The sequence below is a fragment of the Halanaerobium saccharolyticum genome (genome assembly GCF_004362045.1).
In the GTDB taxonomy this organism is placed as follows: domain Bacteria; phylum Bacillota; class Halanaerobiia; order Halanaerobiales; family Halanaerobiaceae; genus Halanaerobium; species Halanaerobium saccharolyticum_C.
In genome coordinates this window covers 49106-65322 of the sequence record NZ_SNWX01000006.1, presented here as the reverse complement: position 1 = coordinate 65322, position 16217 = coordinate 49106, and the positions used below count along the sequence as shown (strand labels likewise).

Below are 16217 nucleotides of genomic sequence, written 5' to 3'. Positions count from 1 at the left end.
ATTCTTAAATGAAGCCGACCCTTCTCTACTACTTACTATACTCATAACTTCATTTAATATTCTATTTATATTTTTACTATACTAAATTTTAGTGCTTTTATCAATCATTTTTGCAAAATAACTTTAATTAACTTGTTAATTATTAAATTTTAAAGCAATTTTACTTTTAATCAAGTACTGCTCCCTTAGAAGCTGAGCCAACTAATTTAGCATAACGCTTTAAATAACCGCTGGCATCAGGTACAAAAGGCTCTACATTTTCCATTCTGGCTGCTAATTCTTCTTCTGTTAATTCTACTTCCAGAATAAATTTATCCATGTCAATGTGAATAATATCTCCCTCTTTTAAGGCTGCAATTGGTCCTCCTGCTGCTGCCTCTGGAGAAACATGCCCGATTGCTGCTCCTCTGGTTGCACCTGAAAAACGACCATCAGTGATTAAAGCTACACTGTCATCAAGTCCCATTCCTGCTAAAGCAGAAGTTGGAGAAAGCATTTCTCTCATTCCAGGTCCACCTTTTGGTCCTTCGTTTTTTATAACTACAACATCACCGGGATTAATGTCTCCCTTATTAATGGCTGCAATCGATTCTTCTTCACTGCTGAAAATTCTTGCCGGTCCGCGGTGCTCCATCATTTTAGCATCTACTGCTGCTCTTTTTACAACTGAGCCCTCAGGAGCTAAATTACCTTTTAAAATAGCCAGGCCACCACGATCGTGGTATGGGTTATCTAATGGTCTAATAATCTCATGATCTACAAAATTAATTGATTTTAAATTTTCCTTCAAGGACTTACCTGTAACTGTGACAGTGTCTAAATTAATTAAATCACCTTTAACCAGTTCATTAATTACCGCATGAATCCCACCGGCTGCGTTTAAGTTTTCCATATGGTTTTTTCCGGCTGGAGTTAAAGAACAGATATGTGGTACCTGATCACTAATCTCGTTAAATTTATCCAGAGGAAGGTCTATTCCTGCCTCATGAGCAATTGCGGGCAAATGCAGAGCTGTATTGGTAGAACAGCCTAAAGCCATATCAACTGTTATCGCATTCTCGAAAGATTTTTCGGTTAAGATATCAGAGGGCCGAATATCATTTTCGACCAGTCTCATCACTGCTTTTCCCGCTGCTTTGGCAAGTCTGATTCGATCAGCCTTAACTGCTGGAATAGTTCCATTCCCCGGTAAAGCCAGTCCTAAAACCTCTGCTAACGAATTCATAGAATTAGCTGTAAACATACCAGCACAGGAGCCTACACCAGGACAGGCAGAACGTGCAATCTGATCCAGTTCATCTGCTTCCATTTCTCCGGAAGTTACTGAACCAACTGCTTCAAATACATTGTGCAGGTCAATTGCCTCACCACAGTGACTGCCGGCATCCATCGGTCCTCCACTGATTACAATTGCTGGAATATCGAGTCTAGCTGCTGCCATCATCATTCCCGGCACAATCTTATCACAGTTTGGTATTAAAACCAGTCCATCCAGCTGATGTCCATTGACTACTGCCTCAACCGAATCAGCAATGATTTCTCTACTGGCCAGGGAATAACGCATCCCGCTGTGACCCATAGCAATTCCATCACAGACACCGATTGTACCAAAACTCATTGCTGTTCCCCCGGCTGCTGTAATTCCATGTTCAACCCCATCTCTAATTCGATCAAGATGTTTATGGCCGGGAATAATATCATTTGCCGAATTGGCAATTCCTATCAAAGGTTTATTTATATCATCATCATCAAGGCCCAGTGCATAGAGTAAAGATCTATGAGGGGCTCTTTCGATACCTTTTTTAATCTTATCACTTCTCATTTTATTCCTCCTTATACTGCTAGCTGCTTCTTTATTGAAAAGCTCGATTATATTTCTTTTGAAATTTATTTATCTAAAATATAGCTATTAATTTAATGTGGAGCCACAGTTTACTAATTAATCGGCATATATTTCTTTTCCGGTTGAATTTGCAATTTCTCTAAATTTAGCAATTAATGCTGTTGTCCTGTCTCCAACCTCACCATCTCCAACCTTACGGCTGTCTACTTCAACTACTGGAATAACTTCAGCTGCAGTTCCACTGAGGAAACATTCGTCAGCATTAAAGATATCGTGTCTTGTAAATAGCTCTTCTCTAACTTCTAATCCCATATCTGCCGCTATTTCAAGTACGACTTCTCTTTTTGTTCCCTTTAGAATCCCTGCATACTTTGGTGGTGTATAGAGAGTATCTTCATCAATTATAAAAATATTATCTCCTGTACACTCTGCAACATAACCATCACTATTTAAAATGATAGCTTCCGGTGCATCCTGCATATTGGCCTCAATTCTGGCCATAATGTTATTTAAATAGTTTAAAGATTTAATTCTTGGATTAACCATCTCCGGTCCATTGCGCCGAGTTGGTACAGTTACCAGTTTTAAACCTGTTTCATATAGTTCTTCTGGATAAAGCTGAATGGCACTGGCAATAATTACAATTGTTGGATCTGGACACTTCCGGGGGTCCAACCCTAGATCTCCTTCTCCTCTAGAAACTACCACTCTTATGTAAGCATCTCTCAACTCATTGGCTCTGATAGTCTCTAAAATTGCAGTTTCCATTTCTTCTTTACTTAGAGGAATATCGAGCATAATAGTCTTTGCTGACTCATATAATCTTTTAATATGTTCATCCAGCATAAAGACACGACCATTGTAGGCTCTGATGCCTTCAAAAATACCATCACCATATAGATAACCATGGTCAAAAACTGAAACCTTTGCCTGATCTTCCGGGACAATTTCTCCGTTTAAATAAATATTTCTACTCACTACTTTGTCCTCCTTGAATTTATTTGAATTTTAATTAAAGTATAAACTTTTTTATTATAGAGATAGCATTTTATTTAATATTTATTGCTTATAAATTATATAGTTTAATGATTAAAATGTCAAGCTTTAGACAAGAAAAAAGCTCCCGTTTAAAGGGAGCAGTTTTAATTACTAAATTTTATTAATTAAGAAACGAACCGCGAATTTCAAAACCTAAGTAATAAATATTATTTGTTGTTTCAGTTTGGTACTCTAAATTATCCAGGTCATCATATTCTTTGTCTTTATTTAATGTCCTGTTATAACCAAAAAACATAGTTTTATCTTCTTTAAATTCATAATTAATAAATAGATCAATTAAGCTGCTTCGGGACTCATCACTATCCATATAGTCATTATATGTATATTTTTCCCAGGGTTGATAGACATATTTACTATGAAAGGTTAAATTATCACTTAAAGCTGTATCAAAAACTAAAAAATAAGCATTTGTCCCATTCTCATAATCATATTCATCAGAAGATGAATCAAAAATATCTCTTTCTCTGCCTGAATTAACTCTCCCAATTACAGGACTTAATCTGAATTCTCCCTTTTTTAATTCACCAGGTTCTAGAGGTCTTATGTAATCTAACTGCCAGTCGGACATCAGCATATTATCTAAACCATAAAAGTTTAATAATTGTGCAGAAGCCCCACTACTTAAAATAAATACAAATAATAAAACTAATCCCACCACAAAACTTTTTCTACTCATAAATACTTCCTCCTTTATTTTTTGCAGGAATTTTTACAAAAATCCTGAATTATATACCCAGAATAACATTTTTTAAAAATAATTTATATTACCCAAAAGTATAATATTAAGGAGAGGTTATTTTGCAAAATAATAGTAATTATAAGATTGACTGGAAAAATATTTTTAGTTTTATTTATGAAACAGGAAAAATAACTGATTTAAATAACTATTCCTATTATTTTTTGCAAAAATTAAATAAATTAATACCCTTTTATGCAGCAAATTTTTTTCTTTTTGATGAAAATGAAGAGATAATTGAGAGTCCGGTCTGCCTCAATGTAAATAACCAGGCTCTTAATGCTTACAATAGTTACTATTATCAGATTGATGCAATCAGGGAAATAGCCTTTAATCAAATAGAGCCGAGTAGAAGCACTGATCTTATGGATTATAAAAAATGGGTTAAAACAGAGTATTTCACCGATTTTTTGAAAAAAAATAATCTTTATTATTCCTGTGGAATTGATATTCATCATCAAGAACGACTGCTGGGTACGATTAGCCTTTTTCGCGACAAGAATGATAATGACTTTTCGCTTAAAGATCTGCTTTATCTCAAATTAATCAGCCAGCAGTGTTCTAATCAGCTTAATAAATTATTTATAATAAATAATTTAGAAAGAAAAATTCAGAAAAACAGACATGGACTTTTAGAAAAAGCGGGGCAAAAATTTCAGTTAACTGAAAGGGAAAAAGAGTTGTTAAAATTATTAATTGAAGGTAAAAACAATCAGGAAATTGCCCAGGACTTATTTATCTCTATTAATACAGTAAAAAAACACCTCAGCCATATTTTTAATAAGACTGAGGTTAAGAATAGAACTGAGTTAGTCAGTTTGATTTATAAAGTCAGATAAAAAAAGAGAATTTTGCCAGAAAAATTAACAAAACTCTCTTTTATATCACCTATAAAACCAATCTATATTGGTTTGTTTAATTTCTAACTAAAACCTGCTCAGTTAATACAGTGTTTTCTTCACATTCTTCCTGGGCGCACTTTTCAATAGTAACAATATATAGATTTTCCTGCTCTGTATCATCATCTTTTTCTATAGAAAAAGTTTCAATATCATTTATCAAAACTTCACCATTCTTTTTTATACTCTTATCTGAATGTCGAATTATTTTTAAAATTCCATCCTCATTTATAGTTATCGTATCATTATCAGGATTAACTTCTTCAGCATTCCGGATATAAGTTGCGATCGTAGAAAGATTTATTTCAGCTAACTGTCTGGTTGACATTCTTTCATTACTCTCTGGTACAATATTAAAAACTTGAATTAATGTTGTGGCTCCTATAGTCATCACAACAGCCAGAATTAAGATGACCAATAATATTTCAACTAGAGTAAAACCGTTATTATTTTTTAAATTCATTCTTTTATACATAATTTTAATCTCCAGAAATTAAAATTTCACTGCTGTAATTAATATTTTTCCAGGTGATTTTTACAAAATATAAATTATCAGAGAAATCCTTTTTTTCAATATTTATGAGAATATCAGTATTATTAACATCATTATCTTTAAAATTAATATTGTACTCACTTAAATTATATTCATCTTCATCCCAGACAATATCTGGATCATTTAATCTTGTTCTATATTTTTCTGTCTTTAAGTTTTCAATTATAGAATTAGTTACTCTTCTAATTTTATGCTGTTCATCTAATTGGACTTCGCTTTTTAGAGAACCAACCAAAGCTGTATAAATTCCCGTAATTAAGATCACAATTATAGTTAATGAGATAATGATTTCAATAAGTGTAAGTCCATCTTTTTGGAATATATTCATATCTTTCTCCCTCTACTAATCCTGCTGCCAATTATTAAGCCTAAAAATTAAAATCTCATCTTTTACCTGATTAAATTCAGCAGGCAAATTATTGAAATCAATTCCCTGTTCAATATCATCTGGAAAATTACCAGCTAAATGAATAGTATCAGTATTATAAATAAAAAAAACTGAATTACTAATTCCATGAGTCGGAAATCCATTAGATTTCAAATTTCCATTTATAATTATAAGAGAATTTTCCCATTCAGTCTGTGATCCGATAGTCAGATCTCCATCTACAAAAATAATAGAATTCACAAAAGTTTCTTTGTTATTTAATTTTAAATCTCCATCTACCTTAGTAATAACACTCTCATATGTGTTCCAATTACCGTTTTTCTTTATCTCAGACCAATTGTCTGCTTTATCTCTCAAAATCTGCCAAATATCCCAATCTGGATATATTTCTTCAGACAGGTTAAGAAGTAGATCATCTAAATCATCAGCTTTTCCTTTTAGCACGATATCATCAATGTTTGCCTGAACATTAAATAGTTTATTGAAATTCTCTCTATTAGATTCCAGCTCAAAATTAATATTTTTTGTAACTTCTTCTCCATTAATTTGATAGTTTCCAGTTGATGTAAATTTAATAACCCCAGTATTTCGCTCTGCTTTTAATGAAAACTTGAGTTTTGAATTATTTAAATCTAAATTGTTTCCATCAAAAAAATATTCGGGCTCTTCAAAAATCAAATTCTTTTCCTCGTCAAATTTTAAATATTTATCCTGATTCGAATTTAAAGTAGTAAAATCAATATTCTTCGCATTAGCTCTCACAAACTCTACTCCAGAATCAGCATTATAAAATGCTTTTGTATTAAGTTCTTCCCTGGAGACTGTATTGATATGACTTCTAACCACAGTAAATAATGAGCCAATTAAAACAAAAGTAACCACCAGTAATACTAAAATCATTACTAAAGTTACACCATCTTGATTATTGTGTTTCATAATATCTCCTTTTTAAATCATAGTTAATAGGTCAACTTTAATTATATCATGTTTCTATTACAATAATCAAAATTATTTTATACAATCTATCACTATATTATTAATTATACTTAACATTAAAGCAATAAATGATTAGTAATTATCAAAAGCCTCAATTATTTCCTCGGTTTTCTCCAGAGAATTAATATATTTACGAGAAATAGTATCATAGTTTAGAGAATATTTATCTAAATATTGCTGGCACTGCTTAAAGTTTAACTTTTCAAATGATTCAATCAAACTCAACAGATCCCCTAACTTCCCTTCTCTACTGATTAATGCCTGTTTAAATTCCCCAAAAAGAGAAATCTCTTCTAAAATATCTCCAATATCTCTATCTAAATAACCATCTATAACTGATAATAACCCTAAAACGAAAAGATTACTGGACTTATCATCACTAAAATATTTAGATAATGTTTCTGCAAAATTTGCTCTTAATACTGCTGTTTTAAACAAGATATCCGGTTTATTGTTATTTAAACCCTTAAGAAAATAAAGCAGACTCCATTTTCTTAATTTATCAACACCCAGTAATACTATAGCCTGCCTGATTGATTTAACATCATAACCAAAATGAGCTGAGTTAATAATTCTCAACAGACTGTAGGACATTGAAAAATCAGATTTAACTATTTCTTCTAAAGTTTTAAATTCTGGCTCAGCTTTATTTAGCTCTTCCATCATTTTGAAAAAACTAAACTCATAAGAATTACTTTCTCTTGTTTGAATAGTTTCGGGTTTAATGAAAAAATAACCCTGAAAATAATCATAGCCCATCTTAGCAGCTATAATATAGTCCTCATGAGTTTCAATCTTTTCTCCAATAAATTTAAGCTCAGGATTATGACTTAGACAAATTTCAATTATATTTTTTCTTGCAGAACCTCTAATAGCTAAGAAATCTATTTTGATAAAATCTGCTAATTCAACTAAAGAAATTAGATTTTCCGAAAAAACAAAATCATCAAGTACTATTTTAAATCCCATTTCTTTATAAGTTTTAAGAGCATAAAGTAGATGGCTGTCAACTTTAACATTTTCTAGAACTTCAAGATACACATTTTCAGGAGCTAGTAAATCAGGTATTCCCTGCTTTAATAACTTATCGGTAAAATTAATAAATGCTGGTTTCCCCTCAGTTAAATTTTTAAATCCGATTGATTCTAAAGTGTTTGAAATAACTTGAGCAGTTGCTTTGTCTCCATCAAAATTATCTGAACCAGTATCTCCTCCTCTAAATAATAATTCATAGGCAAATACCTCTTTATTTTTATCCAATATTGGTTGTTTTGCTACTACTGCATCCATAAAATCACCCTAGTGATAGTATTATTGAAATGAGGCTGAAAAATTCAGCCTCATTAATTTAGTTATTTAAAATTTCTTCTAATTCTTCAGGGGTTAATTTTTGATATTCTTTTTCTTTGTTATCGTCTTTTAAAGATTCTAAAATTTCCTCCCTGGTTTTACTTCTTTTTTCTAAATATTCATTTATTATTTCTTCCCTAGATTTTTCTAATTCTTTTTCCTTTTTACTCTGCTTTTCTCTATCTAACTTAATTTCTTTCTGAACATCCGAAGCCAATTTTTCACTTCGAGGATTAATTACATTTTTTGTTGTTACTTCATCACCATATTTAATAATATGGGGGGTTACAAAAATTATTAATTCATTGGTTGAATCACTCGGCTCTCTAAATTTAAATAATTCACCAAAAAGAGGTAAATCACCGAGAAGAGGAATTTTTGTTATCATTCCTTCGCTGTCAGTCTGAATTAGCCCTCCTACAGCAAAAGTTTCATCATTTTTTAATCTAAGAGTTGTTTCTACACTTCTACTTTTCTTGGCAGGGGGAGCACTTTCTCCTTCTCCACTTTGAGACTCACCTACTTCACTAAAACTGCTTACTGTTGGTGCAATTTTTAATTCAATTTCATTATTTTCTGTTATCCAGGGAGTAAAAGTCAATTCCACTCCTGCTTCTGCATATTGCCAGCTGCTGGTTTTATCACCATTTTCATCTGTAGTAACCACCTCATAGGGTTCTTCTTCCAGGATAGATAAACTTGCTTCTTCTCCATTTAAAGTCATTAATTTAGGACTTGCAAGTGTCCTGGTATTAGAAGAAGTATCCAGAGCTTTAAAAACATCCGGCCAGGTAAAATCTATCCCCTCTATTATATAATTTTCCCCACCTGGGCTTACCTCTGATTCTCTGATGATATTAAAAATTCCAGTATGTTCAATTCCCAATTCTCGTGAAAATTCAGAAGAGATTTCTTCCACCCGAGTTTCTATCACTACCTGATACTGAGGTTTGTTAATTTCATTGATCAATTCCACTACATTGTCTAATTTATTTTTAGCTCCGTTAATTATAATTTCTTTTCTTTTCGCATTAACATGTAATTTAATATCAGGATAAAATTTACTCATAATTTCAGTTATCTGTTCAGTATCAACATAATCAACTCTAATATTTCTTGTTTCCGGCTCTAAACTCTGATCGTAGGTCTGGGCCATTGAGATAGCTTCTTTAACCAAAGATTTTTCTCCACTAATCGTTATTGTCTCTGTTAAAGGGTTAATTTTATAAGTCAAGTTTGAATTAACTGTTCTTAACTTAGACTGCAAATCTTCCAATTCTGCATTTAAAACCTGATAACTTTCAGTGTGAATTTCAACTTCTTTTTCTTCGACTGCCTGTGTTTGCTCACTACTTTCAATCTCTGCCACAGTTCTAGAAGTATCTAATCGGTTTATCATTTGCTTGATTTTCTCTATATTTTCTTTTTCTCCCTTTAAAATAAACTGTCTGCGGGTAGGATCTAAGGTGATTTGTGTTTCTGGAAACAGTTCTCTAACAATAGTACCTATGTTATCAAAATCACTAGAATTAACTTCTACAAATTCTGTTACTATATTTGCATAAATATTATCCAGTCTCTCAGGTGAAGCTACCACAACAGTATTTCCATCCCATTTATAACTGATCGCACTTGTTTGAGTAATTAAATCCAGGGCTTTTTGAAAAGTAATATCTTTTAAACTAACTGTTATGTTTCCAGAAATCTCGCTGTCTGTAATTAAATTAACATCTGCAACTTCTGCAATTGCCCGCAATACATCAACAATATGGGTGTTTTTAAAATCTAAATTCTCTATTTTATCCTGTGGGCCGGCGGCTGCTGCTGCTGAGAAGAAAATCATAATCAATAAAAATATTATTAAAACTTTTTTTGTTTTTATCATTATCTTGCCTCCAATCAATATTATCTAAGATTTAATATAAAACTTCAATCTCTCTTCCTGCTTTTTTAAAAGTAGCCTCTCCATTTTGATAGGCGGTAAACTTATAGCCATCCAGACTCTCTCCAATTTCAAGTAGATGTTTTTCCTGCTGGTAGCTAATAAGTAAAGCCATTCTCGAATTAGAAGCGGAAACAACTCCATTTATTATAATTCCAGGCTCAGTATCTATTTTCTCAATTTCTGCTCCAGTTTCAATAGTATCTACAGCAATATTTGGTGGAGTCTGTACTTCGACTTCCTCTTCTGGAGCCTCCTCTATCTTCTCATTTGAAAAAAAAGGATTATTTAAATTTTGAACTAGATTTTTATTTAATAAATTTCCTTTAGCAAAATCATTTAATTCACTTTCCACATTAAGGTTTAAAGCAAAGGCCGTACTATTAAATATAATAATTAATACTATAAAAAATAACAATTTTAAGTGCTTCATTTGATCACCTCGCTGCTCTTTCTATAAAATCTCTTAACTCATCTGATTGATGATAAAATAAATTAAGAGTTAATCCTATTAATTTATCTCCCTGCTGAATATTATTAGCAGATAAATTTTCTATAACTAAACGATAATCCCAGTTATCAAGCATTTTTAGAAAAGAAAGCAGCTCAAAATATTCTCCCTCTATATTAAAAGTAAAAGGATATCCGTTATCAGCATTTCCCTTTTGATAACTTCTAATCTCAACATCACTTTCTCTGGCAAAAAAACCAATAGCTGCCAGGATTTCTTCCGCTTCTCTAATAACTATTTCCAGACGTTCTTCTCTTTCCCTCTGTAAATCTGCTAGTTCTTTTTTCAAATCTTCAATTTGATTAACATGAGAGAGAACTGTATTGTACTCATTCTGAATGCTGGCTATTTGATTTTTTAAATTCTGCTGTTCAGCCTGGATAGGTTGATAGAGCAAATAATAATAAGCAACAAATATTACTGTGACAAATAAAATAAAAAGCAGTACTTTTTCTCTAGTCGATAAATTACTCATTATAAATCACCCCACTCTTCCTATTATCCAGTTCTACTACTAGATTAAATTCTAACTGTCCATTATTCTGAAATCTTTCCAGAGAAATAATAGAAAAAACTTCCGAATTAAAAATACGGGAACTAAAATCTAATAGAGATCTAAGATCTTCTGCCTTACCAGTAATATTTATCTGGCCACTGCTGTAATCCAAATTATTAAAACTAATATCATCACCAATTATTTCTGCAAACTCCAGGAAAAAAGGAGAAACAAGATATTTTTCAAGTTCTACTCGTTCCGGAAGTTTAAAATTAGCTATCTCCTCTTTCAATTGAAAATAGCGTTCTTCTTCCGGACGCAGGGCCTGCAGTCTGGTTTCCCAATTGCTTTGACGCTGTTCTAAATTTTTTACTTCAATATAATTAAGATAATAATTAAAAGCAGGTGCTGCAAAAGTGAAAATAATAATTAAAACCACTACAATTTCCATCCACTGAATTTTTAGACCTTCATCTTTTTCCAGGAGGTTAACTCTCATTATGCATCACCTCACTAATGATCGTTCCGGCAGCAGTAGCTAAAAAGTAACTGTTAATTTTATTTGAGTCTTTTTTTATTTGAAACTCTTTTAGAGGGTCAATAATGAAAATTTCATTTTCTATTTCATCTTTAAAATAATCAACAAGTCCATTTAATAGTAACCCTCCACCTGTTAAATAGATTTTTTCTACCGGGTTTTCTAAATTTCTTTCATTATGATATTCCAGAGATCGATTTACTTCAAAAATAATTTCATCTGCCAGATCCTTAACCTTATTTTGTAGATTGCCAGCAGTATCAATATCAGAGAGCATTAAATTAAGATCCTCTTCTCCTGCCTGCTCGGGAAAAAATTCAAACTTTTTCTTTTCAATTTCAGCTTCTTCATGACTATTTTCTTCATTTAAAAATAAGTTGCTGAAATTATTACCTGAGGTATCCACTTCTCTACTTAGAAACAATTTGTTTTTAGCCGCAACTAATATTTTAGAGCTGCTGGCCCCAATATCCAAAATTAAGGCTGGGTTTTCTAATTTATTTTCCTTTGTTAATAAAGATATTACAGCCATATTTTCTAAATTAAAAACCTTAACATTTAACATATTATTTTCGAAAATTTCTAAATATCCATTTAAAACATCCTTAGATATACCTGTTACTAATAACTCATATTGATCTTCTTTTTCATTTAAAATAATATAATCTAAAGCTATTTTTTCTGCTTCCAGATCTAAAAAATCCTGAACTTCCCAGATTAAAGCTTCTTTTAACTCCTCTCTCGGCATTTTAGGCATTTTAATATTTCTAACGAATTCCTGTCCAGAAGCAGGTGTAATCATTAAAATTCCTGGTTCCATATTTTTTTCATTAAATATATCGCCTATAATTTTTGTTAAAAGATGAGTATCAACTACTTTGCCGTCATCTATTGTTCCTGCAGGAATTTCTCTGCGTCCAGAAGCAAGTAATTTGAATTTATTGTTTTTAACTCTGCTGTTTAAATATTTGATGCTGTTATGACCAAAATCAATACTTGTGTATTTTATTCCTCTGATTAGCGATAATGGGCTTACTGCCATCTAATCATCCCCTTTCATTTAAATATCCTACTATCTAATTTGTCTCCACTTTATCCGGAAAGTTTCTCCAGGAAATTTATTAACTAACTCTTTATCATCTTCATCACCAAAATATCCTGCTATATCAGGATGAATATTTCCATATAAACCTGATTCTTCTGGATCATATTCAAAAGTCGGAAAAGTGACATCATCTTCCATAATAATTTTGTTGACATTATAGGACTGCCCCCAGCCAGTTCCAGGCATCCTCCCGGAAATTCTCATAGTTGCATTTGGAGCATAATAGGCTATACTTTTTATCTGTCCCTCATAACCAGAAGAATAATATAATATCCGATTATTATCAAGATTAATTTCTGACCCTCCTGACTGAACAAGTATACTTTTTTCTGTTCTAGATTTAAAATAAATATTACTATTTGTATTTGAAAAATCTATATCATCATTTATATACATCTGAACAACCCCTGCACCATCTGTTCCAGTATTAACAGTATTAATGTTAGTAAAGTCGATTTGATAATCATCCCACCCACTACTAGGTGTGAAATTAAACTCATCTATATAAATATATGGTCCTGTATTAGAATTTGAATAATTTTTAAAATCATCCATATCTTCATAGTATCCATTCAGATCTTCTGGGAAATCTCCTGTGAAATTTGAAAGGTCAAGTTTATCTGGATCAATATCAGGTGAAATTTCACTAATGTCATATTGAGTTTCTAATTCACCATCTGCATAATCAAATTGGCTTAAAGAAACCGTAACTGGATCATCATTTTCATCATACCCAATAATATAATTTGTAATTCCATTTTGTTTCAAAACTTCTCTAAAATTAATCCCTCTGACATAAGCAGTAAATTCTTCTGATTGATTAGATTCAGGTAAATACAACTCTTTATCAGTTTCATTACCATAAAATTCAAATGTTTTTTCGTAAGCTTCATCATAATCAGAACCTGTCATTGATTCATACCTTCTAAAAAACCACCAACCAACCAGTTCCTGTAGATCAACATTATCCTTAGTTAAATCAGACTCACTGCTTGTTTCGCCAGTCGCTATAGTAGGAAAAGAATCTGCACCAGGATACCCTCCTTCCAGAGTTAGGGTCCCATTTAGTTCTATAGAGCGTGCAGCTAACGCATGAGCAAAAAAGGATAAACCTTCTGAAGCAATGCGATAAGTTGCCATTATTTTCTCCTGGCTGGACCCATCTCGGGCAGTTATCTCTACTTCAAATGTATCTTCTGATAGTTCATTAAGATTGTAGTCAACTTCATAACTGCCAATTTCAACTGCATCAAAACCTCGTATTTCTTCGATAATTTTATCATAACGATTGTCAAATTCATAAGGAAGATAAAAACCCAAGCTGCCCTCTTCTTCATTAAAATTATTTATATATGCTTTTAAATAATTTGCTCCACCTTCAGCAGCATAAAAGGCTCGTGTTTTTTTTGTATAATTACTACTTTGCCTTATATTACTATTATAGGCTACTAATAAAGAACCACTCAAAATTCCCACAACCAAAAGCATTAATAGAACCATTATTAAGGCAATACCTTTATTATTATCTAAATAAACCATTACAAATCCCCCTTTCTTGAGGATTAATTATATTCATCTTCAACAGCTATATTCCTGGCATCCAAATTAAGTTGTTTTATTATTATTTCCTCAGATTGATTAATAACTCTTAATTTAAAAATATATAAAGGGGAATTATCTTTATTAATATCGAAATCATCAACACTATCAATTTTCCTTATTAATTTACCATTCTCTCGAAATTCTAATTTAGAGTCAGAGGTTTCAATAATTTTATAATTTTTTTTGTTTCCATCTTGAGGAGAAAAAGCTTCAAATTTATAAATTTCTAAACCATTTATTGTATTTTCTTCAAAACTAACTGCAGACTTAAAATATTTACTGATATCTTCCAACATAATGTCTGCCATTCTATTTTGAGTTATTCTAACAGAACTATCCTCAACTATATTAAAAGTTTTAATAATCATTGGAGTTGCAATAGCCATAACTAATCCAAGAATAATCACAGACATTAAAATTTCAATTAAAGTTATTCCATTGTTATCTAATAAGTGTTCGTTTTTATTCATCTGAATCACCAAAAATACTTTCTAATTTATATGAACTATTTCCATTACCACTATTCCAAGCAATAATAAGTTTAACTTTATATAGTTTTAAATCTTCATTAATTTTTTCAATTAATATTTTAGAATTATCTGAATCATAATCTAAATTTTCAGTATGACTATCATAAATATTATTAAACTGACCATTATCAATTTCATTTTTGAAATTTTCCAAACTATTATCATAACTATTAGAGTTTAATTCTATATTTGATAAAACAAGTTCAAATTTTTGATTAAAATATTCATAAATTGAAGCAGAAAAATTTATTGCCCTATCTAAATCATTTGTGTTTTTTTCACTTCTCAATCCTGTTGCCATAGCCCCAGCAAAAGCAGTCACTAATACCACAACAAGGGTTAAGGCAATTACTGTTTCAATCAAAGTCAGTCCATTACTATTATTTACTCTCATTATATTGCCCCCTCTTTTGTGTTTAAATAAATAAGTTAATATATAAATCAAACAATTCCTCAGACCAGAACCATAAAATTAGTGAAGCCAGTGCCAAAAATGGTCCAAAAGGAAGTTTAGTTTTCATTCCTGTTTTGCCAGACACAATCCCAGGTAAATGAGCTATTAAAGCAATCACTGCTCCTAAAAAGATAGAACTAAGAGCAATTATCGGCCCGGTAAAACTGCCGACCATTGCCATCATTTTAATATCTCCTCCACCCATACCACCTTTACTTAGATAAGCGATTAAAAATAATAAGCCTCCAGCTGCCAGTATACCTGCTAACGAATAAATTACAGTTATATCAGATCTAAAAAAGCTAAATATTAATCCTAATATAAGTCCACCTAATGTCAATTTATCTGGTAATATCTGATGATCAAAATCAATTATTGTTAAAACAATCAATAAAGAAGAAAATATCAAACCTGCGGCCAAGATAATCAAATCAGATAAATAGATATAATTAATAATAAATATAATTCCAGTTGTTAATTCAATTAAAGGATATCTGACTGAAATATCTGCTCCACAGGATTTGCATTCCCCTCTTAAAAATAAATAACTTAAAACTGGTATTAATTCCAGTGGACTTAATTTATGACCACAATTTGGACAGTGAGATGCTGGATAAACAATTGATTTACCTTCAGGTAGTCTATAAATCACAACATTTAAAAAACTGCCAATTATTAATCCTAAAATAAAAATTAAGAAAAGCATATTATCCTTCCAATCTATAAGACTATAATTTTACTCATTTAAAGTTAAATAATCTTCTAAGTCTTCATTTGATAAATTTCCTGAGATTTCTTCCAGTCCTTCTTTAGCTGAAATAACTACATACTTATTATTTGGTAGCTGGACTGAAAAAACATAATCACTATTATTTCCATTTGTCATATAATTATATTTGCTATAATCATCGGTTCCTACTTCCTGTACAATACTATCTAAAGCATTTAATTGATCTCTATAATTACTAATAAACTCCTGGACATTAGCAGCCGCGGGATATTGATCATTTTCAAATTCATACACTTTCATTTCTGTTAATAAAGTTCTAGAATTAAAAGTTATAGCCTCAACTCTTGCTTCTTCTATTAAGCCAGTTAGATTTGGAAGAGCTATTGAAGCTAAGGTACCTAAAATAACTATCACAATTAATAATTCAATTAAAGTAAAACCGGCTTGTTTTCTTAGTCTTTTAAAACTCATAAATTTGTCCTCCA

18 protein-coding genes are annotated in these 16217 nt (G+C 31.3%); 1 reads left to right on the top strand and 17 read right to left on the bottom strand.

Annotated features, from left to right (window positions below; translation table 11 throughout):
- Window positions 1-166: 166 nt before the first annotated feature.
- The 3 genes from ilvD to DFR79_RS05555 form a co-directional block, all read right to left on the bottom strand.
- Window positions 167-1822: a dihydroxy-acid dehydratase gene (ilvD, locus tag DFR79_RS05565; protein WP_133514506.1), complete on the bottom strand. Its 1656-nt coding sequence runs from the start codon at window positions 1820-1822 to the stop codon at window positions 167-169.
- A 117-nt stretch (window positions 1823-1939) separates the two neighbouring features.
- Window positions 1940-2821, bottom strand: coding sequence for a branched-chain-amino-acid transaminase (ilvE, locus tag DFR79_RS05560; protein WP_133514505.1), 882 nt, complete (start codon window positions 2819-2821; stop codon window positions 1940-1942).
- A gap of 181 nt (window positions 2822-3002) precedes the next feature.
- Window positions 3003-3578 carry a hypothetical protein gene (locus DFR79_RS05555; protein ID WP_133514504.1) on the bottom strand — a complete coding sequence of 192 codons (576 nt, stop codon included), beginning with the start codon at window positions 3576-3578 and terminating at the stop codon, window positions 3003-3005.
- A 122-nt stretch (window positions 3579-3700) separates the two neighbouring features.
- Here DFR79_RS05555 and DFR79_RS05550 point away from each other — a divergent pair, with 122 nt between their 5' ends.
- Window positions 3701-4477: a helix-turn-helix transcriptional regulator gene (locus tag DFR79_RS05550; protein ID WP_133514503.1), complete on the top strand. Its 777-nt coding sequence runs from the start codon at window positions 3701-3703 to the stop codon at window positions 4475-4477.
- Between the two features lie 76 nt (window positions 4478-4553).
- Here the strand turns inward: DFR79_RS05550 and DFR79_RS05545 are convergent, their stop codons facing one another.
- From DFR79_RS05545 to DFR79_RS05480, 14 genes are all read right to left on the bottom strand, one after another.
- Window positions 4554-5012 (bottom strand): type II secretion system protein, encoded by a 459-nt coding sequence (locus tag DFR79_RS05545; RefSeq protein WP_133514502.1) that lies wholly within the window; start codon window positions 5010-5012, stop codon window positions 4554-4556.
- 4 nt (window positions 5013-5016) lie between these two features.
- Window positions 5017-5418 (bottom strand): prepilin-type N-terminal cleavage/methylation domain-containing protein, encoded by a 402-nt coding sequence (locus DFR79_RS05540; RefSeq protein ID WP_133514501.1) that lies wholly within the window; start codon window positions 5416-5418, stop codon window positions 5017-5019.
- A gap of 15 nt (window positions 5419-5433) precedes the next feature.
- Complete coding sequence (locus DFR79_RS05535; protein WP_133514500.1) at window positions 5434-6414, bottom strand: hypothetical protein; 981 nt, start codon at window positions 6412-6414, stop codon at window positions 5434-5436.
- Between the two features lie 132 nt (window positions 6415-6546).
- Window positions 6547-7764 (bottom strand): EAL and HDOD domain-containing protein, encoded by a 1218-nt coding sequence (locus DFR79_RS05530; RefSeq protein WP_133514499.1) that lies wholly within the window; start codon window positions 7762-7764, stop codon window positions 6547-6549.
- 58 nt (window positions 7765-7822) lie between these two features.
- Entirely contained in the window at window positions 7823-9709 is a 1887-nt protein-coding gene (locus tag DFR79_RS05525) for a secretin N-terminal domain-containing protein (protein WP_133514498.1), read from the bottom strand.
- A 31-nt stretch (window positions 9710-9740) separates the two neighbouring features.
- Window positions 9741-10199, bottom strand: a complete 459-nt coding sequence (locus DFR79_RS05520) for a hypothetical protein (protein ID WP_133514497.1) — start codon at window positions 10197-10199, stop codon at window positions 9741-9743.
- A gap of 4 nt (window positions 10200-10203) precedes the next feature.
- On the bottom strand, window positions 10204-10752 hold the full coding sequence (locus DFR79_RS05515; RefSeq protein WP_133514496.1) for a type 4a pilus biogenesis protein PilO: 549 nt from the start codon (window positions 10750-10752) through the stop codon (window positions 10204-10206).
- Window positions 10745-11272, bottom strand: coding sequence for a PilN domain-containing protein (locus DFR79_RS05510; RefSeq protein WP_133514495.1), 528 nt, complete (start codon window positions 11270-11272; stop codon window positions 10745-10747). The genes DFR79_RS05515 and DFR79_RS05510 overlap by 8 nt, the downstream gene beginning before the upstream one ends.
- On the bottom strand, window positions 11262-12353 hold the full coding sequence (pilM, locus tag DFR79_RS05505; protein WP_133514494.1) for a pilus assembly protein PilM: 1092 nt from the start codon (window positions 12351-12353) through the stop codon (window positions 11262-11264). Before pilM ends, DFR79_RS05510 begins: the two co-directional genes overlap by 11 nt.
- A 30-nt stretch (window positions 12354-12383) precedes the next feature.
- Window positions 12384-13955, bottom strand: coding sequence for a hypothetical protein (locus DFR79_RS05500; protein WP_133514493.1), 1572 nt, complete (start codon window positions 13953-13955; stop codon window positions 12384-12386).
- A gap of 23 nt (window positions 13956-13978) precedes the next feature.
- Window positions 13979-14488, bottom strand: coding sequence for a type II secretion system protein (locus tag DFR79_RS05495; RefSeq protein WP_133514492.1), 510 nt, complete (start codon window positions 14486-14488; stop codon window positions 13979-13981).
- Complete coding sequence (locus tag DFR79_RS05490; RefSeq protein WP_133514491.1) at window positions 14481-14942, bottom strand: type IV pilus modification PilV family protein; 462 nt, start codon at window positions 14940-14942, stop codon at window positions 14481-14483. The genes DFR79_RS05495 and DFR79_RS05490 overlap by 8 nt, the downstream gene beginning before the upstream one ends.
- A 22-nt stretch (window positions 14943-14964) precedes the next feature.
- Window positions 14965-15708 (bottom strand): prepilin peptidase, encoded by a 744-nt coding sequence (locus DFR79_RS05485; protein ID WP_133514490.1) that lies wholly within the window; start codon window positions 15706-15708, stop codon window positions 14965-14967.
- A gap of 30 nt (window positions 15709-15738) precedes the next feature.
- The gene (locus DFR79_RS05480) at window positions 15739-16203 is read right to left on the bottom strand and encodes a type II secretion system protein (RefSeq protein ID WP_133514489.1); all 465 of its coding nucleotides are present in this window, start codon (window positions 16201-16203) and stop codon (window positions 15739-15741) included.
- Window positions 16204-16217: the final 14 nt, after the last annotated feature.